Genomic DNA, 15,225 nt, shown 5'->3' on the forward strand with positions numbered 1-15,225 from the left:
AAACAAGAAACAGTGAAAGCTGGCTTTGCTAAAATGCAACACGTACAAACATATGCACAGATATTTAACAGGAAGTTTTACTAAAATAGCGCTAAAGATAGTTGTAGGATTGGCCATATTTGCAGGTCAAGAGAGTTACGCGCAACAATCCACATCGCATTCCCCCTACTCGCAATTTGGTTTAGGACAAATCCGCGAAGACTTATTCCCGCAAACGCGCGCAATGGGAGGTATTTCGACCGGTGTTAAGTATTTAAATGGTCTTCCAACACTAAATATTGCAAACCCTGCATCTTATTCCGGAATGAACCGGACGATATTGGAAGCAGGCATGTACGGAAATTTCACGCAGCTTTCGAATAACCAAAGCACGGATCAAACAGCTGACTTTGCTTTTAGCCACCTCGCTATCGGGATTCCCCTAAGTAAATATGGCGGCTTAGCTTTCGGCTTGATACCTTTTTCCGACGTAGGTTACTCGGCAACATCGACGCAGTCTTTAGATACTCTACAATACAGAACATCACTATCCGGTGAAGGCGGGATCAATAAAGCATTCTTAGGATATGGTGTTTCACCTATTAAAGGATTAAGTGTGGGTGCCAACGTAGGATTTTTATTCGGTAATCTTTATGATTTAACCAATGTAAACTTCCTCAACGTGAGCAATGCATACCAAACGCAGATGAGAGAAACCCGTAACATCCGCGGAGTAGCTGTAGATTACGGTTTACAATACAGCAGGGCGTTGGGAAAAAAATATAATTTAACTGTCGGCTATAGTGGAGGATTAGATAATCGGATAACGGCACGACGGAGTATGATTGCTACAATTTCCGACAACAATAATTTAGGCGACCCTGACTATATCGCTCCACCTTCGGATACGACCAGCTCGAGAATTTTAAGTAACTCATTGATAAACCTACCACTAAAACATAACATAGGGTTTACCCTATCGAAAGGCTATAACTGGATGATCGGTGCTGATTTCAAATATACAGATTGGTCAAAATTCCAAAGCACACAAAGCCAAACGCAAATGGAAGACGGTTATACCATAGCCGTTGGTGGGCAGATTAAGCCTGATCCGACTTCCGTTCGGTACCTGAACCAAGTTGATTACCGATTAGGATTTCGCTATAGCAAAACACCGTTAGTTTATCGAAACCAAAACATCAACGATATGGCGGTGACGGTAGGATTTGGATTCCCATTACCTGAAACAAACTTCGGACGCACTTTTTCGCAAATCAATATTTCTGCAGAACTGGGTCAACAGGGTACCTTAAACAACAACTTGGTGAGAGAGCGCTACATCAATATTAATTTTGGTTTCACCATAAACGATTCTTGGTTTATTCGTCGCAGTTTAGATTAACGACATGTCTAGCAAAAGGATACAATATAGGTGGCCTTTTATGTGCTATGTAGGGTTAGTAGTAAGTCTTTTCACCGCTTGCGAGAATGATTTGCGTGACGTTGAAAAAATTGCAAACATCCAACAGGAGGAAAATGTTAACATATCGAAAGACGTAATTGTAACCTACAGCGATTCTGCTAGGGTTAAAGCGCAACTTACTGCGCCAGAACTTCGCGAATATCCCGACAGCGTTGGCATGTACGAATTTAAAAAGGGAACGTTAATCCGTTTTTTTGATGAGAATGGTGCCGAATCCCAACGTATAAAATCAGACTACGCCACCCAAAAAGCGAAAGAAGGCATAACGGAGTTTCGACGCAACGTGGTGATTACAATGGCCAATGGATCTATTGTAAAAACTGAAGAGCTATTTTTTGATGAAAAGAAAAACATCTATTACAACACGGTTCCAATCGTGTTTGATTTGAAAGATGGCCGTGGCAGCTTTCAAGCCACTAGCTTTATATCAGACTCGGATTTTAAGAAAATCGACGGCCAAAATATGACGGGCTTTTACATTCCAAGCGGCGATTCACAATTCCCCCGATTTGGACAATAAAGTCATGCATAACAAATCTCCTCAAATTAAGTTTCCCTCCTTCGGAATTTTTTATATTTTTTTTCATAAAAGTTGTATCTTGCGCCTTGTTTTAAATACAGGCCAAAACAAATTAAAAAAAGCATTTACAAAATAACACAGTATATAGATTATGGGATTAATGAGCTATTTGCGGAACCGGGCGGGGTTGGTGGTCACCATCATCGGTTTAGCAATTGTTGCGTTTTTATTAGGAGACATCATCAATGTTGGAACTCCATTTTGGGCGAAAAGCCAAAATCAGGTTGGTAGCGTAAACGGCGAATCCATCGACTATCAGGTATTCAATGCCCAGGTAGATCAAACCACCGCGATGTACCAACAACAAATGGGCGGAGCAGCGTCTCCACAGATACGCTCATATGCTGTTCAACAGGTGTGGAATCAGTTCGTTTCACAAGAACTGCTCAAGCAGGAAATTGAAAAACTAGGATTGATAGTAGGCAAGGATGAATTAAATAGCTTGGTAACGGGCAACAATCCTTCGCCGCAAATCGTGCAGGCTTTTACAAACCCAGAAACTGGTCAATTTGACAAAAACCAATTAAATACTTTTATCTCACAAGTGAACACTCAAGGCACGCCTGAGATGGTTCAACAATGGGAAATGCTTTTGGAAAATATTCGTAACGAACGCCTTAACCAAAAGTATTCAAACCTTTTAAGCAATAGCGTATATGTGACTGCTCTTGAAGCGCAAGACGAATACAACCAACGCAATAAGCTAGCAAATTTCAAGTATTTAATGCTTGATTATTCATCGGTGAAAGATGGTGAGATAAAGCTTACAGACGGCGATTATAAAGCTTATTATGACGCGCATAAAAACGCTTTCAAAAATCCAGAAGAAACACGTTCAATCGAATATGTATTATTTGATGCTACACCAACAGCAAATGATACTGCTGCAACGAAGTCGACTATCGAACAACTAAAGACGGAATTGGTGAATTCTAAAACTGATTCGCTTTTTGCGGCTGTTAACTCCGATACAAAGCACCCTTTCACCTACATCCGTAAAGGACAGGCGAGCCCAGATTTGGATTCTGTATTATTCAATGTACCTGTTGGTACAACGGTAGGCCCATTTCTATCCAATGGTGTATATGAAATAGCAAAGGTGGTGGATGCTAAATTTAGTCCCGATTCTGTAAAAGCTTCACACATTCTTTTAAATGCTACCGCTGAAGGTGGTGTGGACAAAGCAACGGCCAAAGCAGATTCGATCAAAGGTCTTATCCAAAAAGGAGAAAGCTTCTCTGCACTAGCTGTTCAGTTTAGTGTTGATCAGGGAAGCAAGGTTAATGGTGGCGATTTGGGAACTTTCCCTCGTGGCCAAATGGTACCGGAATTTGACGAAGCAGTATTTTCTGGCAAACCCGGGGAAGTAGTCGTTGTGAATAGTCGGTTTGGTACACACATTATCAAAATCGAAAAACAGATAGGAAATTCGAAAATTGTAAAAGCGGCCATTGTTGACAAAACAATTAACAGCGGGAAAGCAACTACAGATGCAGCTTACACCAAAGCAAACAACTTCTTTGGCGATGCTAACAGCAAAAATTTCAGTGATATTGCCGCGAAGCAAGGTGCTAAAATCCAAAAAATTGATCGTGCAGTTGCCATGGACAACAATTTCAACGGCGTAGAAGTGCCACGCGATTTAGTACGTTGGTTATTTGAAGCTAAAAAAGGAGAGATTTCTGAGAAAATATTTGATACGGACCAACATTTTATCGTAGCACGCGTAGTCGACATTCAGCCTAAAGGACATTTATCGCTAGACGCTGTTAAACCGCAAATAGAAGCGCAGGTGAAAAACGAGGTGAAAGCTAAAATGTTGACGGAGAAATTAAACAACGCATTGAATGGCGCTTCAAACGTTGACCAAGCAGCACAGAAACTTGGAAAAGCCGCGGTAGCTGTAGAAAACATTGTATTAGCAAACCCTGTATTGCCAGGTGTAGCATTGGAGCCTGCCGTTGTAGGCACAGCATTTGGACTTCAGCCGAATAAGGTTTCAAAATCTGTAAAAGGTATCCAAGGCGTTTACGCCGTCCAAGTAAACAGCTTTGTTAATCCTGCAGAGCTTGTAGCGAGTGATATGGCAAATCAAAAGAAGCAAATGCTAGCATCTAAGTCGCAACGTGCATGGGCATCCATCTACCAAGCGTTGCAAAATAAGGCAGATATTGATGACAATCGCATTAGATTCTATTAGGATTTAATCAGTAACTTTATAGCTGGGCAAAAATAGCCCGGCTTTTTTTATTTTAGGATCTAATGGATATTCAGGAAACTATTGTTAACAAGGTAGCGCAAAGCGGGCTAATAACCGTTGACTTAGCAAACTATGCGCCACAGGAGGATATACTGGTTTATGACATCAAGGAAAATTTGTTTCATGGCCTTATATTGAAGGAAAAAGATTTTAGAGATTTCATCAAAACACATGACTGGTCGCAGTACAATGGCAAGCATGTGGGAATAATTTGTTCAACAGATGCTATTGTACCCACTTGGGCTTACATGTTGTTAGCAAATAAATTAGAGCCGCATGCCCTCAGCGTACATTTTGGCGATGCAGAAACAGTGCGCAATACGCTGTTTTCCGAAAAGATCAAAGCCATAGACTTTGCCGAGTACCAAGACCAACGCGTAGTCGTTAAAGGCTGTGGAGATATTTACGTCCCCGAATCTGCCTTTGTTAAATTTACGGTAAAGCTTAGCCAAGTGGCTAAAAGTATTATGTATGGCGAACCATGTTCAACTGTTCCGGTATTTAAACGTAAAAGTTAAACCATTGGCAGCCAATGATGTCAATCCTTCTATGAAAAAATTATACGCGTTATTTTTTATCACACTTAGCTACCTTAGTGCGGCTTATGCTCAAAATCTTCCGTATCTCCCAGATCCTACATACAAAGAAGGCGAGAAGCTAACATATAAGCTGCGGTATGGCGTTATTTCTGCCGCCACAGGCACATTAAAGGTGGAGAAATCAAAGTTACGCTTTAGCAATCCGAATGCCTACCATCTTTCTGCATTTGGCCAAACGTCTGGAGCTTTCTCTGTATTTTACACGGTAAAAAATCAATACGATTCGTATGTCGATGGCGACAACTACCTTCCGTATCTTTATACAGAAGATATACATGAGGGCAGTTATACACGTAAAGAATACGCAACATTCGACCATAGAAATAAGAAAGTTTCAGGAAAAAAAGGAACCTTCACCAGTCCGACGTCGCAGTTTTTTGACCTTCTATCCGCATATTACTTCTCCCGCAACCTTGACCTCTCTTCTTTGAAAAAAGGCGATACGTTTAAGATTAGTTATTTTTTGAATGACGAAGTCTCACAGCTAGGTATAAAATACATTGGAATAGAAAAAATAAAAACGTCTTTAGGGACGTTGGAATGTATTAAGTTAAGTCCTGAAATTAAATCGGGCAGAATCTTTAAAAAGGATAGTCAACTGTTTTTATGGGTAACTAACGATGGCAATAGGATACCTGTTAAAGCACAAGTAGAAATTATAATTGGTTCCGTGACGATGGAACTCACACAAGCTAGCGGGTTAAAACACAAGCTCGGACAGCGGGTAAGTTATTCAAAATAAGCAAGAGATGATAGAAGTAGGCCACGTGTTGGTACATGAAGATGTGATCAAGAATGACTTCGTGTGCAATTTAACAAAATGTAAAGGAATCTGCTGCGTTGAGGGCGATGCTGGCGCGCCCCTTGAACCCAAAGAGACAGATATACTTCGGAAAATTTACCCTAAGGTAAAGCCTTACATGACCGCTGCCGGAATAAAGGCGATCGAAGAACAAGGGACACACGTTGTTGATGTCGATGGCGACCTAACGACAACCTGCGTAGATGGAAATAAGGAATGCGCCTATGTTACTTGGGAAAATGGTATCACTAAATGTGCCATAGAAAAAGCCTACGAACTTGGAGAAGTTGATTGGAAGAAACCCATTTCGTGTCACCTCTACCCTATCCGTACTACGCATTACCCAGAATTCGAGGTTTTGCACTATGACCGTTGGCATATTTGCCATGACGCTTGCACCTTCGGAAAAGATCTCGGCGTCCCTGTTTACAAATTTCTGAAAGATCCTTTAATTCGCCAATATGGAGATCAATGGTATAAGGAATTGGAATTAGCTGTCGAAGCGCTATAGCTATTTTATACAAATAATTGGTTTGCTAGCCATCCTATGGAATATCCGCGTTATTTTCACGCGTGTTTGTGCGCCGCAATCATGGATATTTCTTATATTTATGGCAGTTTTAACCGCTTAAACGATATGGTTATTTAGCCATTTTTCATGCTGAAATTAAAAGATATACAAACTCCCATAGCAGAAGAGCTCAAAATTTTTGAAGGCCGATTTAAAGAGTCGATGCGGAGCCCCGTTCCTCTACTAAACCGCATTACCCAATATATCATCAAACAAAAAGGGAAACAAATGCGTCCGATGTTTGTCTTCTTATCTGCTGGCCTGTGTGGTGGAATCAATGACTCTACCTACCGCGGGGCTTCGTTAGTTGAACTGTTGCATACGGCATCGCTTGTTCACGATGATGTGGTAGATAATGCCAACGAGCGCAGGGGATTTTTCAGCGTGAATGCGCTTTGGAAAAACAAGGTGGCCGTATTGATAGGCGACTTTTTACTGGCTAAAGGATTGCTGCTTTCGGTGCGCAACGATGAGCATGCGTTGTTAAAAATCGTATCCGAAGCGGTGGAGCAAATGAGCGAAGGCGAACTTTTGCAGATAGAGAAAGCTAGAAAGTTAGACATACAAGAAGATATATATTTCGAAATTATCCGAAAAAAGACAGCCTCACTTATTGCGTCATGTTGCGCCAGTGGCGCCTGCTCCGCCGGAGTGGACAATGAAAAAGTAAACATGTTACGAGCGTTTGGTGAAAAGGTGGGCATCGCTTTCCAAATCAAGGATGATCTTTTTGATTTTGGATTGGACGATGTTGGGAAGCCGGTAGGAAATGATATTAAGGAAAAGAAATTGACATTACCGCTGATCTATGCTTTGAAAAACACCTCTACTTCCGAGAAGCGAAGAATCATCAATCTGATCCGCAATCATAGCGATAACAAGGAAAAGGTTGCTGAAGTAATTGCATTTGTACGAAGCAGTGGCGGAATGGATTACGCGACGCAAAAAATGTTGCAATATCAGGCAGAAGCGTTCGAGATATTGGCAACGTTTCCAGACAACATATACCGTACAGCGTTAGAACAACTCGTACGATTTACAACAGAAAGAAATAAATAGCAGATTAACACCTATGAGCCACGAGTTATATTTTTTTGGAGGATTTGTCATATTCATTATCCTTATGCTAGCGGTAGACTTAGGTCTCTTTTCCAAGAGCGACAAGCCAATCACATTAAAAGCAGCGGCAATTATGAGCGCCATCTGGGTGCTATTTGCGTTAGCTTTCAGCCTTGTGCTCTACTTTTGGGGCAATGAGCTGCACAATGTACACGATTTCGCAACGCTTCAAGCTGTTATTGAAAAGCATTACCACAACATCACGCCAATCGGGAGCGATTTGGCGGCCAGTCTACAGCTGTACAACAAAACACTCACGATAGAATACCTAACAGGATACGTAGTAGAATATGCCTTGTCTGTAGATAATATCTTCGTAATGGTGCTCCTCTTCTCTTCATTTGGTATTCCAGAGAAATACTACCATAAGGTGCTTGTGTGGGGTATTATAGGTGCGATCGTGTTACGCTGCATTTTTATTTTTGTCGGCGCCGCGTTGATCGCAAAATTCGGCTGGATATTATATGTTTTCGGTGCATTTCTGGTCTACACCGGAATCAATATGTACATCAATAGAAATAAAGAAGAGGAAGTTGATCCACAAAACCATCCGGTTGTTAAATTTGCCTCTAAATATTTTAAGGTTACGCCACGTTTAGATGGCGGAAAATTCTTCCATATAGAAAATGGAGTCCGCTACATGACTCCGCTCTTTTTAGTACTATTGGTTATCGAATTTACAGATTTAATTTTCGCAGTGGATTCTATTCCAGCAATATTTTCAGTCACAAAAGACCCATATATCGTTTTCTTTTCAAATATTTTTGCGGTTTTAGGGTTGCGCTCTATGTTCTTCCTTTTAGTGAATATCATTCACAAGTTCCACTACCTAAAAGTTGGCTTAGCCTTTCTCCTAATTTTTATCGGTGCAAAAATGCTTTTACATAGCTGGTTGGAAAGTTTTGGATTTGAAACTATACATTCGCTTATAATCATCGTTTCGATTCTGGTAATTAGCGTCGTCGCATCGCTTATTTTTCCAAAAAAAGAGAACTTAACGCAGTAAATTCATCTGTTAAATCTTGATATAAGCGCGATTGCAAATTGCCGAGCAGCTATGACTCGGCAATTTGCAATTTTGACCAATAAAGTTCCCTATCGCCCGACAAGATCGCTCGGAGCAGCTAAAATCTCCTTGGCCACAGCCGTCTAAGCAAGATATAAATCTAATATTTTGCAGTGCTTCATGATTTTTACAATACACCTGTGCTATAAAGTCGTTTAATATTTTAACTTCGTGAAATTTAAATGTAATAATGAACTGGAATAAATCGATATTGCTTGCAGCTGCCTTCTTTGTTGCAGCCGGACAGGTACATGCGCAGGACAACCTGATCAACTCTTTAAAAAACAACGTCAGTGATAATAGCAAAGATGGATTTAAATTTACCGAGGTTTTAAATTTGGGTAACACTTCCATTAAGGATCAAGGTTCTTCTGGAACGTGTTGGTCTTATTCAGGAAATTCTTTCCTAGAATCTGAAATGATCCGTATGGGCAAGAAACCCGTTGAGATTTCACAAATTTTCACGGCTAGAAACACATATATCGAGAAAGCGAAAAACTACGTGCGCTTGCATGGCGATCAGGCACAAGGCGACGGAGGGCAGCTGCATGATGTGCTAACAATCTTCCAAAAATATGGGGCCGTGCCGAGGGAAGTATACTCTGGCCTGCCAACCGACCAAAACCGTAACAATTTTTCTGAAATGGGGCCGTTGCTACAGGGCATGACTGAAACCATTGCAAAAAGTAAAAAGCCTAGTAACAATTGGTTGAAGGCATTTACCGCTGCAATGGATGCCTATTTGGGGGAAGTGCCAGAATCTTTCCAGTATAACGGAAAGACCTACACACCACGGACATTTGCGGATCAGGTAGTGGGCATTAATCCGGATGATTACGTTGGGATTTCATCTTTCGAAGAACACGCTTATTACAAACCTTTTGTTTTGTTAATCCCTGATAACTGGTCATTCGAACGTTTTTACAACGTACAGATTAATGAGCTAACTGATATTATTGATAATGCGTTAGACAATGGCTACACTGTCGCTTGGGCAACGGATGTATCGGAAAAAAGCTTTAGCTGGAAAAATGGTGTAGCATACGTACCTGAAAAACCGGTAGAGCAAATGAGCAAAGCAGAGCAAGATGAAATGTTTAATGGACCAAAAGCAGAGCCATCTATCACGGCCGCGCAACGTCAGCAGGCATTTGACAATTATGCTACCACAGATGACCATGGCATGCATATCGTTGGTTTAGTAAAAGATCAGAACGGTAAAGAATACTATATCGTCAAAAACTCTTGGGGTGAAACCAATGATTATAAAGGGTACATGTATGTCACAAAAGAATATGTCCGCTACAAAACGATATCAATTTTGTTACATAAGAAAGCCCTTACCAAAAATTTATCTTCTAAATTAGGCCTGTAGGAGCCTTTCACAGCGATTCTGAATCCCAAGAAAAGAAATTCTTGGGATTTTTTTATACTATTTTGTAGATTACCTTACATTTACGTATAAATCTCTCATTATGAAAAAGCTAATTCTGACCCTGCTGATCATTCTGCCTATCTTAACCTTCGCGCAGGAAAAAGGTATCGCCTTCGAACATCAAACTACATGGGCCAAAGTAAAGGCCAAAGCGAAAGCCGAAAACAAGCATATTTTTGTCGATTGCTTTACCACTTGGTGTGGCCCCTGCAAATACATGTCATCTACCATCTTCCCGCAGGAAAAAGTTGGCGACTTCTTTAATAAAAACTTTGTCAACCTGAAGCTGCAGATGGATCAGACAAAGGACGACAATGAGGAGGTAAAATCTTGGTATGATGAGGCAAGTCGGTTTGCAACAGATTATGCTGTACGTGCATATCCTACATTTTTAATTTTTAGTCCAGATGGCGAACTTGTACACCGTATCATAGGAGGCGGCGAAGCCGATGATTTTATTGCCAAAGCACAGGCGGGACTTGATCCGGAAACGCAATACATCACATTGGTTAAGCAATTTGAGAAAAATCCACAAGATGCCGAAATAGCGAAAAAGACAGCGAAAGCGGCGAAGCTTGCTTACGATCAAGATTTGGAAAAAAAGGCTGCTGCTCGCTACATAGATCTTGTTGGTGGCGAAACATTACTGACTACGGAAGGTATCCAATTTTTAGTACAAGGTGCAACGTCTAGCAAATCGGCAGCCTACGGCATCATTAAAAATAACACCGCGAAAGTAGATGAACTGCTTCAGGCTAAAAATCGGAAAGCGAATGATATATTGTCTTCTGTTCTGGCTACTGAACTAATTGTGCCTCAATTGAAGGACAACAATAATGTAGATTTTGCAGCCTTAAAACGAGACATCGAGAAAAACCACCCAGAGGTGAACATGAGTGGCATTCTAGCAAACATCAAAACACAATACTATTTCAATAAAAAGAACTGGCCTGCTTTTAAGGATGCGGTTAATGAGTTTATTGCATTAGATGACAATAAGGTCTCTCCCATGTCTTTAAACCAGTTCGCATGGTCTGTATTTGAAAACTGCGACGATCCTGCATGTCTACAAGCGGCATTGGACTGGAGCAAAAAGTCATTGGAGAAAAATGAAGATCCTGCATTTCTAGATACGTATGCTAACTTACTGTATAAATCAGGTGATAAAGACAAGGCTATAGAATGGCAAGAGAAAGCAATCGCAAAAGCGAATGAAAAAGATAAGGAAGCCTACGTTGCAACCTTAGATAAGATGAAAAAAGGCGAACAAACCTGGTAAGGTTTTACCTGAGTGTTTTATTATTTAAAGCGCTCAGGTAACACACCTTTTGCGCGTATCCTGCTGAGCGTGACCTGCGAGATTCCGAGGTAAGATGCAATAAATCCCAATTTTATCGTCCGCACAACTTCTGGAGATCGTTCTAATAGCTCCTCGTAGCTTTGAGTGGCTGTCTTAAAAAGTTTTGACATTAACCGATACTCGATCTTCAATGTCTCGATTTCTGCCAATCGGCGCCCCCAATTTGCAATACCTATAGACTGCGAAAATAACGCTTTCAGTAATAAAGAATCTATTTTATATAATGTAGACGTTTCCATCGTTTGTATCGTTTCATAGCCTGCTTTATCATGCACATAACTGTTTAGCGAAATCAGCGCATCGCCCGGGAAAGCAAAATCTAAAATAACCTCGCGTTCTTCTTTATGGTAAAATACGCGGCATGCTCCTGAACGAATGAAATAGAGATAGCGCGACTTCTTTTCCGCTTCAATTACAGCTGTTGATTTCTTGAAAACGATCTCTTCAAAAAGTGGAAGCAACAACGCCAGATCCTTTTTATTCAGCGGCGCTATACGTTGAATAATGGCTAGAGCGTCCATCTTTTAAGGGCTAATTCTTGGCCATCCCATACGGCATAGGTAAAATGCTGTATCCACTCCCCCAGATTGATAATGCGGCTATCGGGAGCAAGCGGCAAATCGTAAGGTAAATGTCTATGCCCGAAAATAAAGTAATCGAAATGTGTCGATCGTAACTTGTCTTTCGCATATTGGACCAGCCACTCTTTGTCTTCGCCAAAAAAGACTTCTGGTTCTTCATTGCTGGCTCGGCTATGCTGCGACCATCGCTGCGCGATACCGATCCCGAGATTAGGATGTAGCCTTGCAAATAACCATTGGCAAATATTGCTTCGAAAAAAAGACTTTAAGAATTTATATTTTGTATCTCCCGGTCCCAAACCATCCCCGTGGTGTATGAAAAATCGTCTGCCATTTAGCTCCATAATTAGTTCGTCACTTACGATAGTAGCCCATAGCTCTTCTTTTAGGTAGCCAAACATCCACATATCATGATTGCCCTTAAAAAAAGTAATCTTCACACCTAAATCGGCCAGTTCTGCAAGCTTACCTAGAAAGCGTATAAAGCCTTTCGGCACAACTGTGCTGTACTCAAACCAAAAGTCAAATACATCCCCAACAAGCAGCAACTCTTTGGCATCCGCCTTTATCGAATCAAGCCACGCGACTATACGAAGCTCCCGTGTTTTGGACGCACTTTTAGGCGACACGCCCAAGTGGAAATCAGAAGCAAAATATATCTTATCTCTCATGCTGTAAGGCTCAAAGCTAGATAAATAATGACGGATAAACAAGAGCCCGTTCGGCTAGGCATATGCTTAACCCCGCACCTAAAAAAAATGGTTTTCCATCCCAAAGTTTGCCTTTCTTTTACCTTTTCGTAAATTGCAAATGAACAGATGCGCAATGCGCTAGAAAATAATCAGATTATGAACAGAAATTTGGGTATCCTGCTTTTGGCAATCAGCTTTAGCGCCTGTCAACAGCAAAAAACTATGGAATCGAAAAAAGACATGCTCTTAAAACCTTATCCACAAACGGAAAAAATAGACCAGAACGATAACTATTTTGGCACCGTGGTGAACGATCCTTACCGATGGCTTGAAGATGATCGCTCGGAGAAAACTAAAAAGTGGGTTGCCGCAGAAAACGACGTTACAGAAGATTATCTAGCGCAGATCCCGTTTCGCGAAGCTATGCGTCAACGTTTAGAAAATTTGTGGAATTTCGAAAAGGTGACTGCCCCATTTGAAGAGGGAGAATACATCTACTACTACAAGAACGATGGCCTGCAAAACCAGTATGTATTGTACCGAAAAAAAGGGCAAGATGGCAAGGAGGAAGTATTTCTTGATCCTAATAAGTTTTCGGAGGATGGCACAACCTCGTTAGCCGGTGTTTCGTTCAGTAAAGATGGTTCGCTAGTAGCCTACCAAATATCTGAAGGGGGTTCCGACTGGCGAAAAGTTATTGTATTAGATGCTGCTAAAAATCAAGTAATCGGCGATACGCTTATTGACGTGAAATTTTCAGGTTTAGCATGGCAAGGCAATGAAGGTTTTTACTACAGCAGCTACGACAAACCGAAAGATGGCTCTGCGCTATCAGCCATGACTGATCAACACAAATTGTACTTTCACAAATTAAACACCGCGCAAGCGAAGGATCAGTTAATCTTTGGTGGAAGCACCACGCCGCGTCGCTACATTGGGGCCAGCCTCTCCGAAGACGAACGTTTCTTAATTGTATCAGCAGCCAACACCACCTCTGGTAACGAACTGTACCTGAAAGATCTCGCTGATGCAAATGCCGGCTTTATAACGGTGGTAGATAACATGGAAAAGAACCACTACATCATAGATAATGATGGGGCAAAACTATTTATCTACACGGAATTGAATGCACCAAATGGAAAAGTAGTGACCACGGAATTTGCGAATCCAACCAGTGCAAACTGGAAAGATCTGATTAAAGAAACAGACCAAGTCCTTTCTCCATCCACAGGGGGCGGCAAAATCTTTGCGAATTATTTGAAAGATGCTACCTCATTAGTGAAGCAGTATGATCGGAGCGGTAAATTAGAGCGAGAAATAGATCTCCCTGGATTAGGCACAGCCGCAGGCTTCGGCGCTAAACAAAAAGATAAAGACCTCTACTATTCATTTACGAACTACGTAAATCCGGGTACTATTTATAAGTATGACATTGCCTCCGGCAAATCTGACGTGTATAAAACATCGGCCATAAAATTTGATCCTTCTCAATACGAATCTAAACAGGTATTCTACACGTCAAAAGACGGCACGAAGGTCCCTATGATTATTACGTATAAAAAAGGTATTACGCTTGACGGAACGAACCCGACAATGCTGTATGGCTATGGTGGATTCAATGTGAGCCTTACGCCTGCGTTTTCCACGAGCAACGTGATGCTTTTGGAACAGGGCGGCGTGTATGCCGTTGCTAATTTACGCGGGGGCGGTGAGTATGGCGAAACTTGGCACCTCGCTGGCACAAAAATGAAAAAACAGAATGTATTTGATGACTTTATTGCCGCTGCAGAATACCTTATCAGCGAAAAGTATACATCATCAGATCGATTAGCTATATCTGGCGGTTCAAACGGCGGCCTATTGGTGGGAGCTGCAATGACACAGCGTCCTGAACTTTTCAAAGTAGCTTTCCCGGCAGTCGGGGTGTTAGATATGTTGCGCTACCATAAGTTTACCGCTGGCGCAGGCTGGGCATTTGACTATGGAACGGCAGATGACAGCAAAGAGATGTTTGATTACTTGTACAACTATTCGCCTTATCATGCTTTAAAATCAGGCACGGCCTACCCTGCCACCATGGTCACTACGGCGGATCATGATGACCGTGTAGTTCCGGCACATTCGTTTAAGTTTGCCGCTCGCTTGCAAGAATACAATAAAGGTGACAACCCTGTACTGATCCGCATTGATACCAAAGCGGGACACGGAGCTGGGAAATCCACAGCTATGGTAATTGCCGAGCAAACTGATAAATGGGCTTTTATGTTTCAGAATATGAAATTGAATTATAAAGAGATTAAGTAGTGGGTAGTGAGTATTGCGTAGTGCGAGAAAGATGACCGTCCTTGCGAGGTGGAGATACGACGACGAAGCAATCTTCAGTATTGAGTAGTGGGTAGTGGGTAGTGAGTAGTGCGAGAAAGATGACCGTCCTTGCGCGCTGGGGGTACGATAGCGTGGCTATCTTACTCTTGCAAAAATGCAGATTGCCGCGTCATACTTCCTCGCAAGGACGCATTTTTGAGCTTAAACGTCATTGCGAGGAGGAGATACGACGACGAAGCAATCTTCAGTAGTGAGTATAGCGTAGTGCGAGAAAGATGACGCTCATCGCAAGTCGCAGCATCTCCATATAGATCCTCCATTAACAACAATCTGTATAAACAAAAAAAGCGCTTCTTTTTACAAGAGGCGCTTT

General features: G+C 41.6%; 14 protein-coding genes. 11 read left to right on the top strand and 3 right to left on the bottom strand.

The window, feature by feature from the left end; all coding sequences use genetic code 11:
• Positions 1–52: 52 nt before the first annotated feature.
• From bamG to DI53_RS05080, 10 genes are all read left to right on the top strand, one after another.
• Positions 53–1,381, top strand: a complete 1,329-nt coding sequence (gene bamG, locus DI53_RS05035) for a BamG family beta-barrel-assembly machinery protein (RefSeq protein ID WP_037496138.1) — start codon at positions 53–55, stop codon at positions 1,379–1,381.
• A 4-nt stretch (positions 1,382–1,385) separates the two neighbouring features.
• Positions 1,386–1,982: an LPS export ABC transporter periplasmic protein LptC gene (gene lptC / locus DI53_RS05040; RefSeq protein ID WP_052072077.1), complete on the top strand. Its 597-nt coding sequence runs from the start codon at positions 1,386–1,388 to the stop codon at positions 1,980–1,982.
• Between the two features lie 151 nt (positions 1,983–2,133).
• A complete protein-coding gene (locus tag DI53_RS05045; protein WP_037496140.1) occupies positions 2,134–4,242 on the top strand; it encodes a peptidylprolyl isomerase in 2,109 nt (702 codons plus the stop codon).
• A gap of 62 nt (positions 4,243–4,304) precedes the next feature.
• Positions 4,305–4,820, top strand: a complete 516-nt coding sequence (locus DI53_RS05050) for a DUF2480 family protein (RefSeq protein WP_037496143.1) — start codon at positions 4,305–4,307, stop codon at positions 4,818–4,820.
• Positions 4,774–5,643 (top strand): DUF3108 domain-containing protein, encoded by an 870-nt coding sequence (locus DI53_RS05055; RefSeq protein WP_338056422.1) that lies wholly within the window; start codon positions 4,774–4,776, stop codon positions 5,641–5,643. Before DI53_RS05050 ends, DI53_RS05055 begins: the two co-directional genes overlap by 47 nt.
• Before the next feature lie 7 nt (positions 5,644–5,650).
• Positions 5,651–6,214, top strand: a complete 564-nt coding sequence (locus DI53_RS05060; RefSeq protein WP_037496147.1) for a DUF3109 family protein — start codon at positions 5,651–5,653, stop codon at positions 6,212–6,214.
• A gap of 147 nt (positions 6,215–6,361) precedes the next feature.
• Entirely contained in the window at positions 6,362–7,333 is a 972-nt protein-coding gene (locus tag DI53_RS05065) for a polyprenyl synthetase family protein (protein ID WP_037496149.1), read from the top strand.
• Between the two features lie 13 nt (positions 7,334–7,346).
• Positions 7,347–8,399, top strand: a complete 1,053-nt coding sequence (locus tag DI53_RS05070; RefSeq protein ID WP_037496152.1) for a TerC family protein — start codon at positions 7,347–7,349, stop codon at positions 8,397–8,399.
• A 250-nt stretch (positions 8,400–8,649) separates the two neighbouring features.
• The gene (locus DI53_RS05075; protein WP_037496155.1) at positions 8,650–9,834 is read left to right on the top strand and encodes a C1 family peptidase; all 1,185 of its coding nucleotides are present in this window, start codon (positions 8,650–8,652) and stop codon (positions 9,832–9,834) included.
• Between the two features lie 100 nt (positions 9,835–9,934).
• Positions 9,935–11,173: a thioredoxin family protein gene (locus DI53_RS05080; RefSeq protein ID WP_037496158.1), complete on the top strand. Its 1,239-nt coding sequence runs from the start codon at positions 9,935–9,937 to the stop codon at positions 11,171–11,173.
• Between the two features lie 20 nt (positions 11,174–11,193).
• Here the strand turns inward: DI53_RS05080 and DI53_RS05085 are convergent, their stop codons facing one another.
• Entirely contained in the window at positions 11,194–11,775 is a 582-nt protein-coding gene (locus DI53_RS05085; RefSeq protein WP_037496160.1) for a Crp/Fnr family transcriptional regulator, read from the bottom strand.
• Positions 11,763–12,506, bottom strand: a complete 744-nt coding sequence (locus DI53_RS05090) for a UDP-2,3-diacylglucosamine diphosphatase (RefSeq protein WP_037496162.1) — start codon at positions 12,504–12,506, stop codon at positions 11,763–11,765. The genes DI53_RS05085 and DI53_RS05090 overlap by 13 nt, the downstream gene beginning before the upstream one ends.
• Positions 12,507–12,683: 177 nt before the next feature.
• Here DI53_RS05090 and DI53_RS05095 point away from each other — a divergent pair, with 177 nt between their 5' ends.
• On the top strand, positions 12,684–14,831 hold the full coding sequence (locus DI53_RS05095; RefSeq protein WP_037496211.1) for a prolyl oligopeptidase family serine peptidase: 2,148 nt from the start codon (positions 12,684–12,686) through the stop codon (positions 14,829–14,831).
• A gap of 161 nt (positions 14,832–14,992) precedes the next feature.
• On the opposite strand, the gene DI53_RS20510 is transcribed toward DI53_RS05095, so the two are convergent.
• Positions 14,993–15,225 (bottom strand): hypothetical protein (locus DI53_RS20510; RefSeq protein ID WP_206537987.1); only part of this gene is annotated, 233 nt, incomplete at its 5' end.

Origin of the sequence: Sphingobacterium deserti (genome assembly GCF_000757725.1) — a bacterium.
Classification (GTDB): domain Bacteria; phylum Bacteroidota; class Bacteroidia; order Sphingobacteriales; family Sphingobacteriaceae; genus Sphingobacterium; species Sphingobacterium deserti.

Excerpts from the sequence above, each read along its gene's own strand:
- bamG (WP_037496138.1), top strand. The coding sequence starts at position 53 with ATGCACAGATATTTAACAGGAAGTTTTACTAAAATAGCGCTAAAGATA.
- lptC (WP_052072077.1), top strand. The coding sequence starts at position 1,386 with ATGTCTAGCAAAAGGATACAATATAGGTGGCCTTTTATGTGCTATGTA.
- DI53_RS05045 (WP_037496140.1), top strand. The coding sequence starts at position 2,134 with ATGGGATTAATGAGCTATTTGCGGAACCGGGCGGGGTTGGTGGTCACC.
- DI53_RS05050 (WP_037496143.1), top strand. The coding sequence starts at position 4,305 with ATGGATATTCAGGAAACTATTGTTAACAAGGTAGCGCAAAGCGGGCTA.
- DI53_RS05055 (WP_338056422.1), top strand. The coding sequence starts at position 4,774 with ATGGCGAACCATGTTCAACTGTTCCGGTATTTAAACGTAAAAGTTAAA.
- DI53_RS05060 (WP_037496147.1), top strand. The coding sequence starts at position 5,651 with ATGATAGAAGTAGGCCACGTGTTGGTACATGAAGATGTGATCAAGAAT.
- DI53_RS05065 (WP_037496149.1), top strand. The coding sequence starts at position 6,362 with ATGCTGAAATTAAAAGATATACAAACTCCCATAGCAGAAGAGCTCAAA.
- DI53_RS05070 (WP_037496152.1), top strand. The coding sequence starts at position 7,347 with ATGAGCCACGAGTTATATTTTTTTGGAGGATTTGTCATATTCATTATC.
- DI53_RS05075 (WP_037496155.1), top strand. The coding sequence starts at position 8,650 with ATGAACTGGAATAAATCGATATTGCTTGCAGCTGCCTTCTTTGTTGCA.
- DI53_RS05080 (WP_037496158.1), top strand. The coding sequence starts at position 9,935 with ATGAAAAAGCTAATTCTGACCCTGCTGATCATTCTGCCTATCTTAACC.
- DI53_RS05085 (WP_037496160.1), bottom strand. The coding sequence starts at position 11,775 with ATGGACGCTCTAGCCATTATTCAACGTATAGCGCCGCTGAATAAAAAG.
- DI53_RS05090 (WP_037496162.1), bottom strand. The coding sequence starts at position 12,506 with ATGAGAGATAAGATATATTTTGCTTCTGATTTCCACTTGGGCGTGTCG.
- DI53_RS05095 (WP_037496211.1), top strand. The coding sequence starts at position 12,684 with ATGAACAGAAATTTGGGTATCCTGCTTTTGGCAATCAGCTTTAGCGCC.